This is a genomic window from Pseudoduganella plicata (genome assembly GCF_004421005.1).
In the GTDB taxonomy this organism is placed as follows: domain Bacteria; phylum Pseudomonadota; class Gammaproteobacteria; order Burkholderiales; family Burkholderiaceae_D; genus Rugamonas; species Rugamonas plicata.
The window spans coordinates 1,168,800-1,191,184 of record NZ_CP038026.1; the positions used below are offsets into that span (position 1 = coordinate 1,168,800).

The 22,385-nt window shown below is 62.9% G+C and carries 17 protein-coding genes and 1 pseudogene; 7 read left to right on the top strand and 11 right to left on the bottom strand.

What is annotated here, in order from left to right; translation table 11 throughout:
• Positions 1-161 precede the first annotated feature (161 nt).
• From E1742_RS05025 to E1742_RS26105, 4 genes are all read left to right on the top strand, one after another.
• The gene (locus tag E1742_RS05025; RefSeq protein WP_166793426.1) at positions 162-1,169 is read left to right on the top strand and encodes an HlyD family secretion protein; all 1,008 of its coding nucleotides are present in this window, start codon (positions 162-164) and stop codon (positions 1,167-1,169) included.
• Entirely contained in the window at positions 1,112-1,417 is a 306-nt protein-coding gene (locus E1742_RS26100; RefSeq protein WP_166793427.1) for a secretion protein HlyD, read from the top strand. The genes E1742_RS05025 and E1742_RS26100 overlap by 58 nt, the downstream gene beginning before the upstream one ends.
• Before the next feature lie 20 nt (positions 1,418-1,437).
• On the top strand, positions 1,438-3,573 hold the full coding sequence (locus E1742_RS05035; protein ID WP_134383841.1) for a peptidase domain-containing ABC transporter: 2,136 nt from the start codon (positions 1,438-1,440) through the stop codon (positions 3,571-3,573).
• Between the two features lie 107 nt (positions 3,574-3,680).
• Positions 3,681-3,842, top strand: coding sequence for a hypothetical protein (locus E1742_RS26105; protein WP_166793428.1), 162 nt, complete (start codon positions 3,681-3,683; stop codon positions 3,840-3,842).
• A gap of 2,297 nt (positions 3,843-6,139) precedes the next feature.
• Here the strand turns inward: E1742_RS26105 and E1742_RS05040 are convergent.
• Positions 6,140-7,041, bottom strand: a pseudogene (locus tag E1742_RS05040) (IS481 family transposase).
• A 564-nt stretch (positions 7,042-7,605) separates the two neighbouring features.
• Between E1742_RS05040 and E1742_RS05045 the strand changes: the two are divergent.
• Entirely contained in the window at positions 7,606-7,929 is a 324-nt protein-coding gene (locus E1742_RS05045; protein WP_134383842.1) for a hypothetical protein, read from the top strand.
• A gap of 54 nt (positions 7,930-7,983) precedes the next feature.
• Entirely contained in the window at positions 7,984-8,376 is a 393-nt protein-coding gene (locus tag E1742_RS05050; protein ID WP_134383843.1) for a cupin domain-containing protein, read from the top strand.
• 15 nt (positions 8,377-8,391) lie between these two features.
• Here E1742_RS05050 and E1742_RS05055 read toward each other — a convergent pair whose 3' ends face one another.
• From E1742_RS05055 to E1742_RS05065, 3 genes are read right to left on the bottom strand one after another with little or no spacing between them, the layout of a single operon-like run.
• A complete protein-coding gene (locus tag E1742_RS05055) occupies positions 8,392-9,789 on the bottom strand; it encodes a hypothetical protein (RefSeq protein ID WP_134383844.1) in 1,398 nt (465 codons plus the stop codon).
• A 31-nt stretch (positions 9,790-9,820) separates the two neighbouring features.
• Entirely contained in the window at positions 9,821-10,696 is an 876-nt protein-coding gene (locus tag E1742_RS05060) for an ABC transporter ATP-binding protein (RefSeq protein ID WP_134383845.1), read from the bottom strand.
• The gene (locus E1742_RS05065) at positions 10,693-11,088 is read right to left on the bottom strand and encodes a GntR family transcriptional regulator (protein ID WP_134383846.1); all 396 of its coding nucleotides are present in this window, start codon (positions 11,086-11,088) and stop codon (positions 10,693-10,695) included. The genes E1742_RS05060 and E1742_RS05065 overlap by 4 nt, the downstream gene beginning before the upstream one ends.
• 139 nt (positions 11,089-11,227) lie before the next feature.
• Between E1742_RS05065 and E1742_RS05070 the strand changes: the two genes are divergently transcribed.
• On the top strand, positions 11,228-12,511 hold the full coding sequence (locus E1742_RS05070) for a glycosyltransferase (protein WP_134383847.1): 1,284 nt from the start codon (positions 11,228-11,230) through the stop codon (positions 12,509-12,511).
• Positions 12,512-12,532: 21 nt separating this feature from the next.
• Here E1742_RS05070 and E1742_RS05075 read toward each other — a convergent pair whose 3' ends face one another.
• The 7 genes from E1742_RS05075 to E1742_RS05105 form a co-directional block, all read right to left on the bottom strand.
• On the bottom strand, positions 12,533-14,194 hold the full coding sequence (locus tag E1742_RS05075; protein ID WP_134383848.1) for a peptide chain release factor 3: 1,662 nt from the start codon (positions 14,192-14,194) through the stop codon (positions 12,533-12,535).
• Positions 14,195-14,366: 172 nt separating this feature from the next.
• Complete coding sequence (locus E1742_RS05080) at positions 14,367-19,067, bottom strand: pilus assembly protein (protein WP_134383849.1); 4,701 nt, start codon at positions 19,065-19,067, stop codon at positions 14,367-14,369.
• A gap of 22 nt (positions 19,068-19,089) precedes the next feature.
• Positions 19,090-19,671, bottom strand: a complete 582-nt coding sequence (locus E1742_RS05085) for a pilus assembly PilX family protein (protein ID WP_229466536.1) — start codon at positions 19,669-19,671, stop codon at positions 19,090-19,092.
• A complete protein-coding gene (locus E1742_RS05090) occupies positions 19,668-20,813 on the bottom strand; it encodes a PilW family protein (RefSeq protein ID WP_134383850.1) in 1,146 nt (381 codons plus the stop codon). The genes E1742_RS05085 and E1742_RS05090 overlap by 4 nt, the downstream gene beginning before the upstream one ends.
• On the bottom strand, positions 20,803-21,225 hold the full coding sequence (locus E1742_RS05095) for a type IV pilus modification PilV family protein (RefSeq protein WP_134383851.1): 423 nt from the start codon (positions 21,223-21,225) through the stop codon (positions 20,803-20,805). Before E1742_RS05095 ends, E1742_RS05090 begins: the two co-directional genes overlap by 11 nt.
• Positions 21,213-21,842 carry a GspH/FimT family pseudopilin gene (locus tag E1742_RS05100; protein ID WP_134383852.1) on the bottom strand — a complete coding sequence of 210 codons (630 nt, stop codon included), beginning with the start codon at positions 21,840-21,842 and terminating at the stop codon, positions 21,213-21,215. The genes E1742_RS05095 and E1742_RS05100 overlap by 13 nt, the downstream gene beginning before the upstream one ends.
• A complete protein-coding gene (locus tag E1742_RS05105; protein WP_134383853.1) occupies positions 21,830-22,273 on the bottom strand; it encodes a type IV pilin protein in 444 nt (147 codons plus the stop codon). Before E1742_RS05105 ends, E1742_RS05100 begins: the two co-directional genes overlap by 13 nt.
• Positions 22,274-22,385 lie beyond the last annotated feature (112 nt).

A 22,385-nucleotide genomic window follows, 5' to 3' on the forward strand; every position in this document is an offset into this window, starting at 1 on the left:
AGTACGCGTAGCGGCAATGCATATAGCCCGTCACGCACTCGCATGGAAAAGTTAGTCTACGAGTCGCCTACCGCCATGCATCGCAGCAACACGCTATCGAACTACGAAGCACATATTTGAAGTTTCACCCGCGTGCATCGCCCTTTTCCGGAAAGCGCCCTTTGCAGTCTTTGTTTCGCCAACAGGCAGTCGATAACAAATATGTCCGTTTCCATGGCCCGATCGTGCTCGTGCATCACTGGTCCAATACGGCATTGGTACTTTTCCTGGCAACGATAATAGTCGTTAGTGCCTCTTTCGCATGCCTTTTCGGATTTACACGCAAGGAATCCGTTAGCGGCATCGTAATACCCGACAAGAGCCTGCTAAGCATCACCGCGCCGAAGGCAGGTTCCCTGTCGGGAGTTCTCGTCCGCGAAGGCCAGACAGTACGCGAAGGCGATGCACTCTACGTCATATCCAGCGAGCGCACGACAGCGCAAGGGCAGACACAAGCAACAATCAACGACTCAGTGCACCGCCAGATCGGCCGCCTGCAAGACGAACTTTCACGACACGAACGACAAGCTGGGGCGCAACTGCGCGAGTCCAAAGAACAGATCAAGAGCTTGCATGCGAGCCTCGAGCACCTTGATGCCGAACTGGCGGCACAGCGGCAGAAAGTACAACTGCTGCGTGACCTATCCGAGCGCATGACGGATTTGGCAAAAGAAGGCTCGATCTCTCGTAACACCGCTGCACTGCGCGCCGCTGATCTGCTCGAACAGCAGAGTCGCCTAGCCTCCCTGGAGGCACAGCGTCTTGCGCTGTTGCGCGACCTGTCGACCGCCCGTGTCCGCAGTGAAGAATTGCCCCTGCAGGCCGAACGCGAGACTTCGCAGTTGAAGCGCGACATCCTCGGAAAGGAGCAGCAAGCCTCCGAAGGCGAAGCGAGGCGAGAGGTTATCGTCCGCGCCCTGCAGTCCGGCCGTGTCGCCGGGCTTGTCGCGCGAACTGGTCAGCCGGTTGTAGCGGGCCAGTTCTTGTCGAACATCATCCCGAGGGCAGTGTGTTGGAAGCGGAGCTGTATGTCCCAACTCGCGCGGCCGGCTTTGTCCGCCCAGGGACCGACGTGCTGTTGCGCTACGACGCTTTCCCCTATCAAAAGTTCGGCCAGTTCAAGGGCGTAGTTCGGGAAGTGGCGTTGGCCGCGGTACTTACTAGCGAGCTGCGCGGGTTAGGGGGTGAGGCACAGGCCATATCCAACAAGTCGGAACCCGTGTATCTGATGCGGGTGCGGTTGGAACGACAGTCCGTCGCGACCTCGTCGGGCGAGCTTCCGATCAAGCCGGGCATGCAGCTGTCGGCCTCGCTGATCATGGAACATCGTACCCTTGCGGCCTGGGCATTCGGTTCGCTGCCCGCATTAGCAAAATAAACCTGCAAGAGAACGTACAGATGGAATCATTTGGCCTCGGCCGCAGAGTACCCGTCTTCATGCAAACCGAGGCGACAGAATGCGGACTGTGCAGCCTTGCGATGGTTGCGCATTACCACGGCTACCGCACCGACCTGGCATCGCTGCGGCTGCGCTTTTCGATCTCTCGCAAGGGCGCGACGCTTGAAAGCCTCATCCGCATTGCCGGCGCGTTGAAGCTCGAATCGCGGCCGCTGCGCCTCGAACCCGTCCACTTGCCACAGTTGCGCCTGCCATGCATCCTGCACTGGAACATGGACCATTTCGTGGTGCTGACCAAAGTTACGCGACGGGGTGTCGTCATCCACGATCCCGCGCTGGGCGTGCGCGCGTTCTCGATGGCGGAGTTCGGCAAATATTTTACGGGCGTCGCTCTTGAGCTGACTCCCGCCACCGATTTCGAACCTACGGTTCAGGGGCGCCGCTTTACCTTGCGCGGCTTGATGGGCAACGTAACCGGCCTGACGCAGGGTTTGGGACAAGTGCTCGCACTGGCATGTGCATTAGAACTGGTTGCCATATCGCTTCCCTTTTTCCTGCAGTGGGTTGTTGACCATGCGGTGCTATCCGCCGACCGGGACTTGCTCAACACCCTGGCCTTGGGATTCGGTTTGCTCATTCTGATTCAAGGTGCCATCGGGGCCGTGCGCGCTCTACTGCTGACGTCGTTAAGCACACGACTGAATTTTCAGTGGCTGGGCAATGTATTTGGCCACCTGGTGAAGCTCCCACTCGACTATTTTGAAAAGCGTCACATCGGCAATATCATGTCGAGCTTCAGCGCGGTCACTCTGGTTCAAAAAACGCTGACGGGCGGCTTTGTGCAGGTGGTCGTCGACGGCATCATGGTGATCGGAACTGCCGTCATGATGCTGCTGTACAGCCCAAGCCTGTTCGCCGTCGCAATGGGGGCGGTCATCTTATATGCTTTGATGCGATGGGCCTTATTCCACCGCCTGCGGGCTGCGACAGCAGAGCAAATCGTCCACGCAGCAAAACAGGCGACGCATTTTTATGAAACTGCGAGTGGCATCCAGAGTGTCAGATTGTTTGGCAAGGGCGAGCAACGTCGCGCCGGCTGGCTGCACATCCTGGCAGACCAGTTCAACGCGGACCTGCGTATCCAACATATCAATATCAGCTATGAGACAGCGCAAACGGTGCTGTTCGGTATCGAGCGCATCATCGTTATTTGGCTTGCGGCATTTGCAGTGCTGGACGGCCAGTTTACCGTCGGCATGTTGTTCGCCTTCCTGGCATACAAAGAACAGTTCTCGAAACGACTCGCCGGCGTGATCGACAAATACGTCGAGTTCAAAATGTTGCACCTGCACGGCGAACGCATTGCCGACATCGTGCTCTGCAGACCGGAAGCCGAAGGGCCGCATGAGCGGGACGAGACGGTAAGGCCAACCGCGCCGCCACGAATCGAGGTGCGCGGCGCAAGCTACCGCTACTCGCCAACGGAACCCTGCGTATTCGAGGACATCAATCTGGTGATCGAGCCTGGCGAATGCGTTGCCATCACAGGGGTGTCGGGCAGTGGCAAAACAAGCCTGCTAAAAGTCATCCTGGGCCTGCTCTCGCCGCACGATGGTGAAATCCGTATCGACAATAAGCCCTTGCACCGCGTCGGACTAACGGCATATCGCAGCATCATCGGCACCGTGATGCAGGAAGACCGGATGTTCTCGGGATCTATAGCGGAGAATATCTGTTTCTTCGATCCTTCGCCGGATTGGGACCGGATTCGCGAATCTGCCCGGATGGCAGCGATCGATACCGAAATCGACGCAATGCCCATGGGGTACAACACGCTGACGGGCGACAGCGGTATCGGCATCAGCGGTGGTCAGAGGCAGCGGATTCTACTTGCCCGCGCGCTGTACCGTCGTCCCCTCATTTTAGTGCTGGACGAGGCGACCAGCGAACTGGACGTCGGCAACGAGCAAACGGTCAATGCAGCAATCAAACGAATGGGATTGACGAGGATTATCGCAGCGCATCGCCCGGAAACTATCGCGATGGCCGACAGGGTACTTGCAATGCGGAAAGGCAGGCTGTATTCTGTAAACGAAGCACCGACGGCGGAATCTCCGCAGTTTTCAGCACGCTAGTCGCAAGCAATCGATGCTGACGAGCTCCGGGACTCAGTGCACTGATGATGCGATTTTCCAGAGTCATCCGTAACCGACATAGCAGGTTCTCGAAACCTACATTAAAAATGAACATCACAGAAAAAATCATGGGCTGGATTGTAAAAATTTACAAACCTTACACGCTTGACAGCGGTTCCGCTGCATCCAGAGTTATCGGCAACGATGAGCTGATACGAGTGGCGGGGGCACCAGAGGTAAAAAACGATCCGTCTGTAAATCCAACGTAAGCCGCGGACTTCCGTCCAGCCAGCGCGTTTGCAGTTATGAAAAGACCTTACAAAGTCTTTCCGCGTAACGCACTACGACTGACACTCAATCCGTTTGTTCATCATATGAATATGTCTATTTGCATGCGTCTTCACCACCTCTTACGCACACTATTTTCATTCCAAAAACAGCTCACCGCTTACAATCATAGGCTTAGGCTCCTCTCGATGACTGAAGCATCGACGGTCGCCGGCGCCCCGGAGCTGTCAAACGAACCGCAACCAAACTAGAGTAACAAAAACGGTAATACGGTCGCTAACGGAACGTGCTTAACCTAGGATGGCATGATGACCTGTGCACTATTGATAAAATTATGATTAGTACCCAACCGGAGTGCAAAGCCACTGGACATCAGCTACTCTCGAGATCAGAGCATTATCAGAGGTTAAAGCTACCTATAATTCGAAGACATGGAATCCTCAAAATGATCAACGGACCAACTCAGCAGGAGGTATCACCAATCGAGCCGGCCGATAGCTCTGTATCGTCATCAAAAGTCCAAGGCGCGCGTGCACTGATTCTAGGGGAGCTCTTAGCTTTGGCGGGTGCAGCTGAGATTGCGAACGATACAAAGCCCCAGTGAATGAGATTGGACGAGCTGAACTGCTTACCACTCTGCATAGCCGTAAAGTAAACAATGCCTGCCGAACCTTGGGATCCAGTGCATTGAAGATGCAATACAAAACCCAAACAGTGATTGCTACCTCTCAAAAATTTTTGACATAAGGGTCCTAAATGCTGAAAATATTAAAAGCCTTCTTCGAGACTCCGCCATTCTCATCGATTCCTCCACCACAAGAATCAGACTCACCTCGCCCACTGCGGCGCTATGAGACCTCAGCTGTCGTAGGCGCGCCAGAGGTCCAGAACGAGCCCGAGCCAGACTAGCCTCGTGAGCAACACTAGCTGTTGCGTGACCGCTTAACCGTACTCGCTCCACTTTTCTGTGACGCGAAAAAACGACCTCATGCGGCAGTGCCGCCACTGTTAGAGAGCTCAAATGAAAAAGACCACGAAGCCTGATTACCCATCAAATGGCTCGGCACGAGCGATAAACTCGCACCAGGAATGGGGCACCAACATCCCTCGTACACTATCACATGAGGAGTTAGTCACTGTAACTGGTGGTCCGGAGGTTACGAATGATCCTCAACCTGATCCGACTTAAGCCGCCCAGTTAGTCATCCCACATTCCGAGTAAACGCGAAAAATAGCAACCTTCATAAACAGATGAATATCCCAAACCTTATACTACAGACTCTACGAATCAGTTCAGAAATTGCGAAATTCCGAGTGCCCCCCTATAATAGAGTCGAGAAGGTCGTAGCGTTACCAGCGTCCAAAGCTGCGCGCGACCTGACTTCGAGAGAAGTGTTAGCTGTGGCTGGCGGGCCTGAGATTGCGAACGATCCACAGCCTCAATGAATGAGATTGGACGAGCTGGAGCGCCTCCACACTGCCTAGCATAATAGCTTAGCATCAAGAAGCTCATCAGCCATGTAACCATCGCAATCTGACCAGCAAAATGGGACCAATAAGGTCGGTCTTGGCCGCCTTGATCTGTGCAACAACGCGCGAAAACTGAGCGCCCACTCTCAAGCAATAACGCCACTTTGTTATCTTCGTCGTAGATATCCAATATCGTTGAAACCGTCACCACAGCGGCACGCGGATTCTCTACATATGGCCTACTTTTTTAGATCGAAGTGAACGATCTAGTCTATCTTACTTATTCCATACGCAATAACCGAACGAGAATCTATGATTAAGTCCACCAAAAAGTCAGGCCGTGCCGCTATGTTACTACGGCACATATATAGTTTATCCAAAAACGCTGCTGCTTCACCCCCCAGAAACACGCGCGAACTTACTTCAGAAGAGGTCTCAGCTGTGGCTGGATCGCCTGAGATTAAGAACGAACCGCCACCGACGTGAAGAGGATTCCGCGAGTTCGGCTGGATGTTCCCCACTTGGTTAACACGGTCGCTCTGTTGAACTTCGTCGATGTCGATGCGACGTACTGATTGCCTAATAAAGAGGGTTAGAATAAATGATAAATTTCAGAATCGGCACCCCCATGGGAACAGTCCCGCGCAGCGTCGACACTGTTGACGTATCTAATGAACCATACGTCATCACTCCAGAGGAAGCCGCCTCTGTTGCGGGAGCACCAGAGATAACTAACCAACCGCCACCGGACTAACCCGGCGACTGTGATTGCTATCGGATCAAGCGTTGAGGTACCTTTCAACGTGGCCTAGCTGTGCAGTTGCAAGAGGTTCTTTCGTTTAGTTGAGAGCCTGGACATTGGCGCCTCGCCGCCGATCCCTTGGTGTGGGCGGTGCCAGTTGTAGTGATGGATCCAATCGCGCAGCATGTCTGCGCGTTCTTTGGAGTCCTTGTAGACGAAACCGTATGCCCACTCGCGTAGCGCTGACTGGATGAAGCGCTCAGCCTTCCCATTGGTCTGGGGCCGATAGGGTCGAGTAAAGCGCTGCCTGATTTCCAGGCTTGTGCATACCTGATTAAAGCTCTTCGCGCGAAAAGCCGAGCCGTTGTCGGTCAGCAGCCGCTGAGGTGCGGCGCCCAGTGAGCAATAATACGCATGCGCGTTTTTCAAAAAGCGGCACGCACTTTCTTGTGATTCGTCGGATGCAGTTCGGTATAGGCAATCCGTGTGTGATCGTCCACTGCCACAAACAATACCTCCCATCCTGCACCACGACTGCGATCACGGCGGTTGCCCGTAGCGCGGTGCCCGGTCTTCTCGATACGGCCAAGTTTCTTCGTGTCGATATGGATCATGTCGCCTGGCCGCTCGTGTTCGTAGCGTTTTACCGGCTCTGTTGGTTCGAGATCGGACGGGCGCGCCACACCTGCACGAGTTAGTACACGACTCACCGTGGCCTTCGAGAGCGACAAATACTCGGCGATACGCGCCTGCGTCATCCGCTTCTTGCGTAGTTCGACGATCGTCAACGCCTTCTGGGGACTGATGGCCCGAGGGCTCACGTCCGGGCGCGATGACCGATCGGCTAAGCCAGGCTTACCTTCTGCTAAAAAGCGGCTAACCCACTTACGCACTGTCGGCGCACTCACGCCATGCAGCTGGGCGACTTGATGGGCAGGAAGGCGGCTTTTGATTACGTCTTCGACCATTTCGACTCGACGGATGAAGGTCAATCGGGCATTCTAATGAATGTTCATTCGGTTGGTTTCCTTGAGAACTGGGGGTTTGGCGATTTCCAGTTTCTCAAATCCAATCCGAATGAACCACAACAACCTATTGAAACACCACACCTAGCGGCACGGGGCTTGCGAAGTACACGGTAGTCGGGGCCATTTCCCACGGAGCTTTGCCCAGCTACCACTGCCTGTACGTCCGCAGGGAACTCCGAACAACTTGTTCGTTGCGCCGCCTGTGGGCGCGGGCCTGCTCCCTCGGGCGCAGGCCCGCCCGCAGGGCTATCAATGGTGCATTAGCTAGCGCGGGTCATCGCGAGCGGACGTGTGATAGCCTGACGCCCGAGGTGTGCACAGGCCGACGAAGGTCAAACATGTTGGCCTTCGACGAATTCGGCAGATCGGGGGGATGCTCACATTCGTCTAGCCGCGGGCCCTCGCAGATCCGCACTGTCCGCACGACATTTTAGCGATGAAATTCAAAGTTCCGAGAACCGCTCCAAACGGGTAAGATAAGGCCCGCAATCGCTTGCTACCCCTATGAAAACGACTACCAAAGCAGCCCTGATTTCGGCACTGTTTTTGCCTGGCCTTGGCCAACTGATCGTTCTAAAACGCCCAGCCCGGGCATTCATGTTCATTATCGCCGCCCTGCTCGCCCTGCTATACCTGCTCTCGACGGCCTTCACGGTCGCCAGCCAGATCGCCGACCAGATCACGGCTGGCACCCTCCCCCTCGACCCGCAACTGATCACCCAACAGATCGAAGCCACCAATACGGGCCCCGGCGGCAATATCGCCGCGGTGGTGCTGCTGGTGGCGTGGATCGGCAGTTTTCTCGACGCCCTGCTGCGCAAGCCCTGAACGCCGCGTAATACGGGGTACCATGGTGACAGAACGTCACCATGGGAGAAGAAGATGAGACAGCCGTCCTTGGCCCTCGCGGCCGTTTTCCTGTTCGTCTGCGGCAGCGCAAGTGCGCAGGCCGAGAGTCCCATCAAACGCACGATCATCACGCGCGGTGACGTCTCCGTGCCCGGTCGCGAGGCCGTCGTGGCGCAGGTGGAGATTGCGCCGGGCGCGCTGGCCGGGCGTCATACGCATCCTGGCGACGAGATCAGCTATTTTCTCGGTGGCGAAGGCGAGCTGCTGATCGACGGCCAGCCGCCGCGGCGGATGAAGGCCGGCGAGGCGTTCGTCATTCCGGCCGGCGTCGTGCACGCCGCCCGCAATCCCGGTACCGAGCCGGCGCGGCTGGTCGGCGTGTACATCGTCGAGAAGGGCCAGCCGCTCGCGTCTCCAGCAAAATAGCCGCCGGCGTAGTACTCAGTCGGTGGCGAGGCGCCCGGCCGGGAAGGCGACCGGCAGCGATTGCATGCGGCGCCAGCGGTAGTAGATGAGACCAATGGCAGCCAGCGCCAGGCAGCCGATCGGCAGCCAGGGCACGTGCGTGCGCCACAGTGTCATGCCGCCACTCAGCACTACTGTCAGGACGATGACGGCGACGATCGCCGCAACGCTTGTGACGTTCGGCAGCCGACGGATCGACGCGAAGTCGCGCACGACGAACGCCGCCAGCAGGAGTGCCAGTGCCGCCGTCACGCCGACGGAAGCTTGCGCCTGCACGCCAGGAATCATGATGGCGGCCACCAGCACCGCAGCCGCGGTCGAGGCCAGCCACAGGACGGCAAAGCGCCGCAGCAACGCGCTGCCGAACTGGCGATTGAAGTCGGCGGTCGCGGGTGCCGCGGGGCACAAGCGCAACAGCGCCTGTTCGGCACGAAAACGCTGCACCGCCGTCGTCACCGCATACACATGTGCGGCCAGTGGAAGGACCAGCATCAGCAGGCACAATTGCACAACCGAGCCCTGCCGGCCCATGTAGTCAAGCAGATTGCCGCCTGTCGCGAAGGCGAGTACGGTGATGGCGGCGATACCCAACAAGCTTGCGCCCGGGTGGACCGAGCCGCCCAACGCCATCAGCAGCGGGTCGGCCCGACCGTTGCGCCGCGGCGCGAGCGCAGTGCGTTCGCTCAGGCGGCGCAGATCGGCGAAGTACAGCCGATCCGTCCACGATGAGGAACGCCACAAGGTCAGCTCCTGGCCAGGCAAGCCCAGTCCCTCCCTGGCCGCTTTCACGCGGTCGACGAACTGGCGGTGCCACGCCATATGGCCGTCGCCACCGCGGGGAAACAGCAGCCGTGCCAGCGGCGGGGCCAGCATCAGCAGCATGAGCAGGCCAACAGAGCTGATCCCGGTCTCGCCCCACTCGGTGAAAAAGCTCCACACCGATGGCAATGGAACGAATCTGGTTGCGACGAGGATCGCCAACGGCGCCAGCGTGAGTATCGGCAGGCGCTGCAGTACCGCCATATACATCATCGTGGCGGCGGCGGCCAGCCACGCGTAGCCGATGTGGTTCAGGCCAATGCCGAAAACGATCCCGATCGCCAGGCTGCCCCCCAGCCACGCCAGCCCCACCACTGTAACGATGCGGCGGCGCTGGTGCGGCACCAGGCAAGCAAGCGCCGGCTCGTTCTGGCGTAAGGCGCTGTTCAGCAGCTGCAGCCACCATGCGATAACCAGCGTACCCAGGAACACGCCTGCGGCGACAACGCCCGCGCGCCAGTCGCGCATGCCGATGCCGAAGCCGCAAAAACTCAGCACGGCGCCCGCCAGCAGCGCCCACGTACCCCACGTGCCCTGCAGCCGCCACGCCAGCACGGGCTGGCGCAGGATGGCCCCCAGGGCCCGCTCATTTCGTCACCTCGACAAACAAGTCTTCCAGGCTCAGGGCATCGGCGCGCAATGCCGGTGCCGCGTCGAGCGCCGCCGCTTCTCCGTCCGACACCCGTGCCAGCACGCTGACCGTGCCATCCGCATGGTGCTCACGGCGGATCTCGCCCTGCAGGCGCAATGCGTCGACGGCGGCTGCCGTACCGGTCACGCGGCGCGCGCTTTCCAGCAGCTCGTCCAGGCCAGCCTGCAGGCCGATACGGCCATCGTGCAGGAAGGCGACATCCAGCGCGACCCGTTCCAGGTCCGACAGGATATGCGTGGAGAACACGACGGTCGTATCGTGCTCGATCACGGTGCCGATCAGTTCACGCAGGAAGTCGCGCCGTCCGACGGGATCGAGGCTTGCTACCGGCTCGTCCAGCACCAGCAGCTCCGGCTCGTGCGCCAGCGCGCGAATGATCGACAGGCGCTGCCTTTCGCCACCGGACAGCCGGCCGATCGGCTTGATCCTCGCCTCGCCTTGGAAACCCCAGCGCGTCAGCAGGCCATGCACGAGGGCGTCGTTCCAGCGCGGGTACAGCGCGCGGAAGTAGTCCAGCATCTGCACGGGCGTCAGCCATTCGAACAGCTCGGCCTTCTGCGGCACATAGCCGATGCGCGCCCGCGCATCCTCGGATAGCGCCGTTACCGGCTCGCCGAACAGCGTGGCGCTGCCGCCGTCCGTCTCGCGCAGCCCCAGCAGGCACTCCAGCAGCGTCGACTTGCCGGCACCGTTACGTCCCAGCAGCCCGACCACCTGCCCTTGGCGCAGTTGCCAGTCCAGGCCCCGCAGCACCGGCTGCCGGCCAAACGATTTTTGCAGGCCCTCGGCCTGTAGCACCACTGTAGTCATCGCGTCTCTTTCAGAACAAGTTTGAACAGTTTCAGGATTTCCTCGTCGTCCAGCTCCAGCTGGCGCGCCTCGACCGCGGCCCTTGCCAGCGTGGGCCGCAGCAGTTTTTCCCGCTCACCGCGGCTGGCGCCGCCGCGACGCGCCGCCACCTGCATGCCGAGACCGCGCTGGCGCGCCAGTACCCCTTCGGTTTCCAGCATGTTGTAGGCCTTGGAGACGGTCATCGGGTTGACGGCAAGCGTCTGCGCCACTTCTCGCACGGACGGCAACGTGTCCCCCGGCGCCAGCACGCCCGCCGCGACCATGCGCCGCACCTGTTCGATCAACTGGCGATAGATCGGTTCCGTGGAACCGGGCACGATGGAGAACATGGCGGCTGTGTGGTTGGTCATGGCGACTGCACGTATGGATTTACGTATACTGTATTAATTGCGTAATACAGTATACGCGCCACGACAGCTTGTCAATTTGCTTCTGCAATATCCGCTCAACCCGGCGATAATGGCGTCACAACAATCCCGGCAGGAACATATGAAGATAGGCATGCAGACATGGGGCAGCCACGGCGACGTCCGGCCGTTCCTGGCGCTGGCCGAGGGCTTGCAGGCCGCCGGCCACGACGTCACGCTCGTCATCACCACCATCGACATGGACGCTTATGCGCAAGTGGGTGCAGCGCGCGGCGTGAAGGTCGTGGCGGTGGGTGAGCCGATCATCCCCGCCGACGAGGCGGCGAAGATCCTGCGCACGATCTACGCGATCAAGGATCCGATGCGCCAGGTGGGTGCGCTGATGCGGCTGATGTTCGCGCCCGTCGAGGACGAAATGTTTGCCGCGTCGCGCCGGCTGTGCGAGGAAAGCGACCTGCTGATCGGCCACCATATCCTGCACCCGCTGCAGGTGGCGGCGGAGCATGCGGGCAAGCCGTACGTCAGCGTGTTCCTCTCGCATGTCAGCCTCCCCACCGAACATGCCCATCCGCTGGCGAAGCTCGGTCGCACAGGCAACCGCCTGCTGTGGTGGCTGACGCGCGTAATGCTGAACCGCGTCCTGCTGCACTATCCCAACCGGCTGCGACGCCAGCTGGGCATGCCGCCGGCGCGCGATCTGCTGGATGACGTCTGGCTGGCCACGCCACTGGCACTGGTCGGCGTCAGCCCGGCGATCTGCGAGCGCCGGCCGGACTGGCCCGCCTCCGTGCACGTCTGCGGCTTCCTCGACATGCCGAACGTGGAGGTGGAAGGCACCGTCCCGCCAGCGCTGGACGAGTTCCTGGCGGCCGGCGCGCCGCCTGTCTACATGACCCTGGGCAGCTGGATGCCGGAGGACCTGGCGGCCGAGAAGGAAACGCTGACGCTGTTCACGGCGGCGGCGCGGCTGGCGGGCTGCCGCGCCATCGTACAGAGCCCGTCCGCGCAGGCCTGCGGCTTTGCGTCGGACGAGAATACGTTGTTCGTAACGGCGGCACCGCACCACCTGATCTTCCCCCGCTGCGCCGCGATCGTGCACCACGGCGGCGCCGGCACCACGCAGTCGGCCACCTTGGCCGGCAAGCCGTCCATCGTGATCGCCCATCTGAACGAGCAGGAACACTGGGCGTCGGAATTGCGGCGGCTCGGGATTGCAGGGAAGGTGCTAAAACGGCGCAGCGTGACCGCTCGGATGTTGGCGGATCGGATCGCGCAGGCACTGGCGACGCCGGAGATGGCGGTCAAGGCTACGGCGGTTGGCGCTGCGATGCGCAAGGAGAACGGTGTGGCATTAGCCGTCAGGCTGATCGGAGCGCTGGAGACGGGCGCTTCCCAGCGTCGCTGAAAAGTGCCCGTTCGCGTCTGATTACGACAGCTTCGTCGCGTGCTCGCGCGTGGCGTGGAACGTCAGCTGCGGCCAGCGCTCCTGCGTCAGGCGCAGGTTGACGCCCGACGTGGCCAGATACGCCATATTGCCGGCGGCATCGTAGGCCACGTTGTGGCCCAGCGAGTTTTCAAAGTCCGCCAGGGCTTTTTTATCTTCCGACGACACCCAGCGCGCGCTGCTGATGCTGGTGCCTTCGAACACGGCGTCGACGCCGTATTCGTTCATCAGGCGGCTGGCAACGACTTCGAACTGCAGCACGCCGACGGCGCCCAGTACCAGTTCGCCGCCCTGCACGGGCTTGAAGACCTGCACGGCGCCCTCTTCGCCCAGCTGCTGCAGGCCCTTGTGCAACTGCTTGATCTTGAGCGGATTGCGGATGCGCACGGAGCGGAAGAAGTCCGGCGCGAAGTACGGGATGCCGGTGAACTGCAGCATCTCGCCTTCCGAGAAGCTGTCGCCGATCTGCATGTTGCCGTGGTTCGGCAGGCCGATGATGTCGCCCGCGTATGCCTCTTCCACCTGTTCGCGCGACGATGCCATGAACGTCACGACGGACGACACTTTTACTTCGCGGCCCAGGCGCAGGTGCTTGACCTTCATGCCGCGCTCGAAACGCCCGGAGCACACGCGCAGGAATGCGATGCGGTCGCGGTGCGCCGGGTCCATGTTCGCCTGGATCTTGAAGACGAAGCCGGAGAACGGCTGCTCGGTCGGCTCGACGGAGCGCACCGTGGCGTCGCGCTCGCGCGGCGGCGGCGCCCAGTCGACCAGCGCCGACAGGATCTCGCGCACGCCGAAGTTGTTGATGGCGGAGCCGAAGAACACGGGCGTCTGGATACCGGCCAAAAACTCGTCCAGGTCGAACGGATGCGAGGCGCCGTTTACCAGTTCCACCTCCATCCTCAGCTGGTCCATCTCCAGCGGGAACATCTCCTGCAGGCGCGGGTTGTCGATGCCCTTGATGACTTCGAACGACTGGTTGGCGCTTTCGACGCCGGCGCGGAACAGCAGCACCTCGTCGCGCAGCAGGTGGTACACGCCGCGGAAATTCTTGCCCATGCCGATCGGCCACGTGACGGGCGCGCACTGGATCTTCAGCACCGATTCCAGCTCGTCGAGCAGCTCCAGCGGGTCGCGCGTCTCGCGGTCCATCTTGTTCATGAACGTGACGATGGGCGTGTTGCGCATGCGGCAGACGTCCAGCAGCTTGATCGTCTGCGCCTCGACACCCTTGGCCGCGTCGATCACCATCAACGCCGAGTCGACGGCCGTCAGCACGCGATAGGTGTCTTCCGAAAAGTCCTGGTGGCCGGGGGTGTCGAGCAGGTTGATGATGTGGTCGCGGAAGTCGAACTGCATGACCGACGAGGCGACGGAAATGCCGCGCTGCTTTTCGATCTCCATCCAGTCGGACGTGGCGTGGCGGGCGCTCTTCCTGGCCTTGACGGTTCCGGCCATCTGGATCGCACCCGAGAACAGCAGCAGCTTTTCCGTCAGCGTGGTTTTACCGGCATCGGGGTGGGAGATGATGCCGAACGTGCGGCGGCGCTGCACTTCGCGCGCGATCAGCGCGGGTGCCTTGGCGCTGCCGGCGGCAGCTTCCTGGTGTTCTTGGCTGGTGACTTCGATTTCTTCGGACATGGTGGCGGCCACAAACGGCTCACGGGAAAACCGGAGATTTTACCGTTTTTTGCCCCGTGCCGGGCGGAATTCGGTGCCCGCCGCCCCGCTCAGCCGTTCCACGGGTTTGCAGGCGCATGGGACGGCGGCCACTGGGTCACTGCCACGGACGAACGAAATAATTGCCGGAAAATCAATCGCCCTTGACCCGGCGCCAACCGGCCCGGTGCGCCCCCACGGTGTCCAGCTCCTGCAACGGCCGCGTCAGCGTTTCGCCCTTTGCCGTTGTCGTGATCAGCTTCAGGTCGCCCTTCGGCAGGCGCACGATGATGAAACCCACCGCCGCCGACGTATTCGACAGCATGCTGCCGACGATCGTGCCGTTGACGCCCGTGCCGCGGCAGACGTCGACCGCATAGAAATTCGACGTGCCGCCCACGGAGCACGACGATTCCGACGTGGGCACGTTCGTCACGACGTTGCCCACGCCGCTGACGATCTTCGGGTCCAGGTTCATGCGTTCGCCCGCGTTGAGCTTCCAGTCGAAGTACCAGCCGCTGCTGCGGCTCAGGTCCACGTTGCCGCCGGCCAGCTCGATCTCGTCGATGGTCGTGACGGCATCGTCGCCCGTGCCTTCCGTTGAGACGCGCTGCGACAGCGTCTGCCGCACCATCGCCGCGCCGCGCAGGTCCAGATCGACGGCGCCGTCGTCGCGCAGCACGTACAGGCTTTGCACGTCCGTGCTGGCGATGTCGGGCAGATCCAGCAGCCGGCCCGTCCCGAACAGCACGACGCGCCGCGCTTCCTGCGTGCCGGTGCCGTCCGTTGCCGTTCTCGTGACGGCGCACAGGGTCACGTCGGGCCGCGCCGTGATGGGCTGGCGCACGCCGTCATTGGCGGCAATGCCGATGCGTTTGACGGAGGCGCCGGCCGTCAGGTCGAAGCGGAACAGGTTGCCCTGGTTGTCGCCGCCGTAGACGAACGTCGTCACCGGATCGGCCGCCGGGTCGTTCGTGATGGCCGTGATCCGGGCCAGGCCCGATGGCGTATCCGTGCTGCCGATGCCCGTGCCGACGCGGTTGACGACTTCGCCCGTCGCGGCATCCACGATGAACAGGTAACCGAGGCCGTCGCCGGTCGCCACGTTGTCGCTGCCGGGCACGTTGTTGTAGCCGGACGTGAGATACACTACCCAGCGCCCGCCGTGCATGCCGAACTGCGGCGCGCCGAACGTCAGGCCGATATTGTTCGCGTCAAGGCGGCTTTGCGGGCACAGGGCCGCATCGGCGCACAGCTCCCACAGCAGCTTCGGTTTCTGCCCGCCATGGCTGACACCATTCGCGTCAAGCCAGGCCGGCCCCGCGTCCGTCACATCGAGCGCATAGTAGCCGCGCCCGCCGCCGTTCAGGCCCGCGACCAGGATGGTGCGCCATTGGCCGTTGATCTGCACGTCCGCCAGTTCCGGCGAACCGTCCGTCGTGTACTGGTGGTTGCTGCCGTAGGTGGTGGACGCCAGCGCCGCCAGCTTCGGCATCGTGATGCGCGGCACATAGGCCCACAGTTCCCTGCCGCCGCCGGCGCCGTCCGCCGCATCGAAGGCATGCAGCATGCCGTCGTTGGCGGCGACGAAGACGGCTGGCGCCCTCCCCGCGTACGCGCCCTTGAACGCCTCGTAGCCGGCCAGCGTATAACCCTTGCGCGGATCGCGCATGTAGGCCGGCTTCGACGAAGCGATATCGCCCAGCACGACAGGTACCGTGACGCTTGCACTCGGATCGGCTTCGCGGCTGCTGCTGTAGGCGCGGAACACCACGTCATCCGCATGCTGCTGCTGCCCGCGCAGCCAGTTGACCAGTTCCGTGCCGCCGTTGACCAGCGCCCGGTTGGACGCATCGAGCAGCGTACACTGCGTCAGCAGCGCGCACTTGTTGGCGAACCAGCCCTTCTCCGTTGCACTCATGCCGGCAAAGTAGAACGGCTTCAGGTCCGTCGTCGTCCCGTCGCGCATCCAGATGGCGCGCCCGTCCGTCGTGGCGCCGGCCGTGCCGGTCGTGGCCACCTGCGGGCCCATCGCCGTGGCGGAAGTCCACACGGGCACCGTGTCGACAATGCCCGTGCCCGTGTCCACATTGCGCTTGGCCAGCACGCCGAACCACTTCACGGTGGTGAACGTGGACGAGAAGATGTCGTTGTCTTCCAGCGAAATGTTCGGGGTCGAGGTTGCCGCCGCCGCCGCGGCGCCCACGCTGATCTGCATCTTGTCGAGCGCCTCCTGCAGGCCCGCCACGACATCCTTCGGCTGGCTGGCGCTGAAGTACTTGCCATGGCCGGCAATGGCCGCGTGCCACAGGTCGTCCACCCGCTCCTGCACGGTGGAGAGCGTGCTGCCCGTCTGCGGATCCGGCCAGACGTACGGGCCGCCGCCGTTCCACGGGCAGCCGCTCATGACGCCGTTCTTCAGGTTGAAGAAGTCGCCGTTGACGGCCGGGGCACTGTCGTATTTCGGCTCGTAGTTCATCACCCCATCCACGCCCAGCCCCAGCGTGTACGTCGTCATGTGCAGGTGCGTGTTCTCGCCGGCGGCAGCCGGCACCAGGCCGGGCTTGAGCATGTTGGGTTCCAGGTCGGGCCGCAGCGACACGGTACCCGTGCTGGAACCGCCGTTGTACCAGTGCAGCGCCACGTCGGCAATCGACGGCAGCGACTGCGGTCGCGCATCGACGCAGGCATCCTTCTTCAGGCAGAAGCGCGCCACGCTTTCGCGGTTGTCGTTGTTCGTCACGTTGTCGGTCGAGTTGCCGTTCCAGTAGCCGTCCGTGGTCAGGATCAGGAAGTTCTGCTGGCACGGGTACTGCACCACCTGCTGGCCGTCGGCGTAGTTGTAGGGCGCCAGGTTGGCGTACATGCGCCCCACGTTGTCCATCGCCGTGCGGATCGGCGTGGCGCCGGAGGTCGTGGTGTTGTACAGCGTGGCATACCACGTGCTGCGCGCCGTGCCCGTGAAATCGGCTGGCTTCAGTTCGACCGCCGTGCCGGCGCCGGCCGACGACAGCCGCACATAGCCCACGCGGTAACTGCCGTTCAGGCGCGTGAAGGCGATGCCGACGGACGTCTTCATCATCTGCAGCCGCGTCTTGTAGTACGAATACCAGTTGGCGAAGTTGGTCATTTCCTCCGCGTAGGTGCACGCGCTGCCGGCGCAATCGGTGCGGCCGATGGCTTTCGGATAGGTCCGGCCGCTGGCGATGTCGACGCGGCTGAACGTGCTGGGGCCCGTGCCGCCGGCGGAGATGGCCTGCGTGGCCGTCGGGATGGTGTCCTCGTCGGGCACGCTGTCCGACGGCGTCATGCTCATCGAGCCGCGGTTGCTCAGGTTACCGACGGCAAGCGCCTTGACGGTCTGGACAGCTGCCGTATCGACGATGCAGACGGTGCCTGCCGTTGCCGCGGCCGTGCACGTGCGCGTCACGTTGCTGCCGCCGGCGTAGGCGCGCACCGTGCCGCCCGTGCCGATGCGGGCGATGATGGCGTTGGCGGCCGTCTGCGCGGACGTGTTGCCGTTGCCGTTGCCGATGGCGAGATTGGTGAACAGCGTGCTGCCGCCCAGCGCAAGGCTGGCAAGCACGGCCTGGCGGTTGTTCTGCGTGGTGCCCGCGATGCGCAGCAGCGCCGTCGGGTAATTGATGCGGGCGGTGCTTGCGTCCACGGCGATGCCCCAGCCGGCATAGGCATCGTTGTAGAACGGCTGACAGCTGGCGACGGCCTTGCCGCCCGTGCAGGTGGCCGGGATGACGGCCACCACGCTGTCGCTGGCGAGCGCGAGGCCGAAGACCGAACATGCCGGCACGTTGGCCACGCCGATGGGATTACGCACGCACGCCAGGTAGGTCGCGCCCGTGCCGGGATGGGACATGATGGACGACGCCAGCGCGCTGGCGAGGGTCTGCTGCTTGAGCGCCGTATTGGTGCCGTTCGGTGCCGACACGGCGCCGTGGGTGATCATCACGGCGCCGGCCGGATCCTGCACGGCCACCGAACGGATCGCCAGCGGTGTGCTGGCGAAACTGGAACCGATCGTGACCAGGCCATGCACGACGGTCGTGCCCAGCGCCTGCGAATAGCGCGGATACAGGAAGCTGCCGACCCGCTTGGCCTGGCAGTTGACCAGGTTGCGCGTATCGCACCAGCGCACCAATGCCGCGACCGGATAGCCGCTGGGCGCGGCGGCGCCCGGGTTGGTGGAAACGCAGGTCTTCATCGCCGCATCCGTGCAGTATTCCGCCACGCCGATCGTGTAGTAATACGGCGCCGTATTGATCGCCTCGGCCCTGGTGTAGCGGCTGTCCGGATAAGTGTAGGTAGCGCTGTTGACGCGGCAGTCGCCCGTGTTGTTCGGATCGCACCAGCGCAGGTCGGGGAAGCCCGTGGTGAGGTCGATGGAGGTATCGCCGCTGCCGTACAGGTTGGTGTTCTGCTTGCCGAAGCCGTCGCTGGCCACCGACGTCCAGTTGGCGGTGGCTGCCGCCGTCTGCTCCGCATAGTATGTGCCGTCCGCCTTGACCGGCGGCTGGTAGCGGATCTGCGGGTTGTAATACTGCTTGTTGAAATCGGGGCTCATGAACGGCGGATGCCCCACGTTGCAGGACGTGGCGCCTTCGGACAGGCGGCTGCGCGTGCGGCACAGGTTGTCGTTGACGTAGTCCGGCGTGTAGGTCTGCTCCATCGAGCCGGAATTATCGAACAACAGCATCAGGTTCGGCTTGACGGTGCCCGTGCCGCTGATGTTGAGCAGCGGCACCTGGGCGATCTGGGTCTGGGCGGCAAAGGCTGCCGGACCAGCGCACAGCGCCGTCACGACAAGCGTCAAAAGCCGGGAGAGGAAACTGGTTTTCATGTTTGCTACCTGTACGGGCCCGTCACGGCCCCATCATGATGACGGTCTGGTTCACGACATTGCCGCCGCGGGTGCCGAAAATGCGCGCCGTGACGACATAGTGCAACTGCGGTTTGTCCTGGTATGCCGGAGCGTCCGACGACAGGCTGTCGCCCACTTGCGTCGGCGCGCTGACGTTGCGGCGGGCCGAGGTCAGCGTACAGCTGTTGGCGGCATTGTAGGCACCTGTCGCGGTGCACAGGCGGTGGATGACGTATTCGATGCGCAGGTTCGTCACCGGCTCCGTGATCGTTGCCGCGCCGTCCCAGAACGCGGGCGTCCGTACCGTCCAGGCGGGATTGAGCGTCGCCACGTACCCGTTGGCCGCCTGATTTTGCGTCAGGAGGCCCTTGTCCACGCCGCTCAGCCAGTCGAACGCCGTGTGCAGCGCCAGGTCGGCCGATTTCGACAGCGCCGCCTCGTAGGCCAGGTTCGACGTCGTCAGCGTCGTCGACGTCGTCGAGCGCAGCAGGTAGATGCTGCTGACCAGCAGCACCGTCAGCATGATCAGCATGACGGGCAGCGCAATCCCTCGTTGCGGGCGTTGTGCGCGTTGCCGCATCATGGCCTCCACGCCGCGTTGCGGATCGGGACGGTCGTCTCGAACACCCGGTAGCGATGGCACTGCCACAGCGGGACGGTATCCAGGTTGACGGTGACGGGGCTGGCGGCGACGGTGGCGGGCGAACGGCTGCCGAACACCGTCAGCGGCGCCGGCGTGGCGCGGCACCCCTTCGTGACGGGGTCCGGCTTCTCCGGCATCCTGCTGCGGGCGATGACGGCCAGGCGTACGGCGGCCACCCGCTGGAAATCGCCGGCGCCGCCGGCCACGCCGTCGCCGTCGGCGTCGATCATCAACGCACTCCACGTGCCCACCTGCATGCCGGCGGCGGGATCGAAGGCGCTGCCGGCGCGGGTGTCGAAGCCGTACTGTCCCTTGATCGCGACGACGTTGTCGACCACCGCGGCCGGGCTGGCGGAGGCGCCGGCCAGGTCGGTGGCGCGCAGCATCAGGTTGCCGTCGCGGACCGACCAGGTATGCAGCGCCAGCGTCTGCAGCGGTCCCAGGTTGAAAACGCGCGCCTGGCCGGCGCCGTAGGCATTGCCCAGCGCGGTGCGGTTGAAGCGGAACGCGGCGCCGCTGTCGAAGTTCAGCATGTAGCCGGGCGGCGTGGCGGACAGCTGCGCCAGCGCGCACTTGCCGCCGGCCGGTTCCGGGACCATGACGACAACCGACCCCTGCAGGTAGCCGAACGGCTGGCTGGTGGCCACGTTGATGGAGTTGGCGCCCGCGTAGTTGTCGCGCAGGCGTTCCGAACCCGCGCCGCTCATGGCGCTGCCGGCCATCAGCGTGATGCGGTCCGATGCCGTGCCGCCGCTTTCGATGACGACTGGCGCCAGCGGTGTCGTCTGGACGCCGCCGCGCAGCACGACGGGCAGCTCGTAGCCTGCCGTGTCGGTCAGGATCGTATCGCAGCCCGACAGCAGCGGGTCGTTGAGCCCCCAGCCGGCCTGGCCCGCGTCGTTAGCGATCGAGAACATGGCCAGCATTCCGTTCTGCATCGAGTCGGAACCGCCGACGGCAGCGGCCTTGTTCTGCTCACTGGTGACGAACAGCCGCGTGGCGAAGACGATCGCCAGCATGCCGACCGTGACGCTGACCAGCAGCTCGACCAGCGAGAAGCCGTGCGCGCGGCTAGACGACATAGGCGGTCACCTGGTGCCGGTTGCCGTCGCCGCCCTGCTTGCGGCGCCATGCGATCGTGACGTCGACCCGCCAGCGCGTGCCCTGCCGGGCCACTGTCACGGTGGCCGTGGCGCCGGGAATCAGCGCGCGCGTCTCGGCCAGCCATGGCGCCAGCGCGGACCCGGCCTGCCCGTCCGCGGCCAGTGCGTAGCCGGCGATATTGGCCACGTCGTTGTTCATCATGCCGAGCAGCTTGTCGGCCTGGATGGTGGCCTCGGCGCGCTGGCCCGCATCGGCCAGCGCCGCATAGGAACGCGCCTGCAACCCGATCGCACCCAGCAGGCCGATGCCCAGCAGGATCACGGCGATCATGACTTCCAGCAGGGCCACGCCGCCCTGCCTTTGCAGACGGCGCGCGTTCATGGCGGACATGCCCGGCTGTCCGGCGCGGTGATCGCCGGATTGCATTTGGCGACGATGCCCGCCAGGGTGACGACCAGCGCCACCGGCTGAACGGCGTCGCGCAGGTCGCTTGACGGCGTCAGCTGCAGGCGCGCCAGGCGCCCGACGTCGGCAGTATCGACCCAGCCCAGCGCCGTGAAGTAGACGCCCGTGCTGCCCTGCGGCTGCACTGTCGGCACCAGCATGTCGGCGTTCGGCAGCGCCGAGGCGGCGCGGAAAATGGATCTATAAGGGGAGTCGGCGTTCGGATCGTTGGCCGCCGCTTGCGCGACGCCCGACCAGCTGCCGCTGTCGGCGCTGCACGGCATGCCCGGCACGGGGAAGCAGACGTCGACCTGCCAGTCCAGCTGGCCGTTGGCATTCGGGCTCAGCACGAGCCGGCTGGCGGCGTTGCGCGCGATTGCCTCGCGCCGCGCCATGGCCAGTCCTTCGGCGTAAAACTCGGCGGCGCCACGCGCCTTGTTCGACACGACCCACGTCGTCATGTTGGGGATGCCAACGGCCAGCAGCGCGCCCATGACGGCGATCGCCACCATCAGCTCCACCAGCGTGTAGCCGCCGGCCCGGTGGCCTGTCAGTGGATGCATTCGCCGCTCTTGCGATCCGTCCAGCAGCCGGCGTTTGCCGTCCAGCCGCCCGGGGCGGCCGTCGTGGCGCGGTTGCCGTTCTGGTCGATCGTGAAGACGAACCCCTGCACCGGGCCCTTGCCCGTGGCGCTAACGCGGTAGGAGGCGCCATCGGCCGCCGCCAGCGCGAAATCGAAGTTCTGGCTGGCGCGCGGAAAGCCGTTCAGGCCGTCGAGCCCGACGTAGGTGCGGTTGTTCGACCAGAACTGCTCGGCCGTCGGCTGCACGCTGCCCAGCATGGCAAACGCCTCGGCCAGGCGGCCGCGCGTGACGTGGTCGCGGTACATCGGCACGGCCACGGAAGACAGGATGGCAACAATCGCCACCGTCACCATCACTTCGACAAGGGTGAAGCCGCGCTGCAGGCGGGCAAATTTCGATGGGATGGTCATGCGCGTCCTCGGCGGTGGTGCAATGAGTATTGCCCACAGTCTACTATCCCGACCTGACGTTACCCTGAGGAAAGGCTGACTATTTCCTGACAGTGTGGTTTTGGCGCACCGG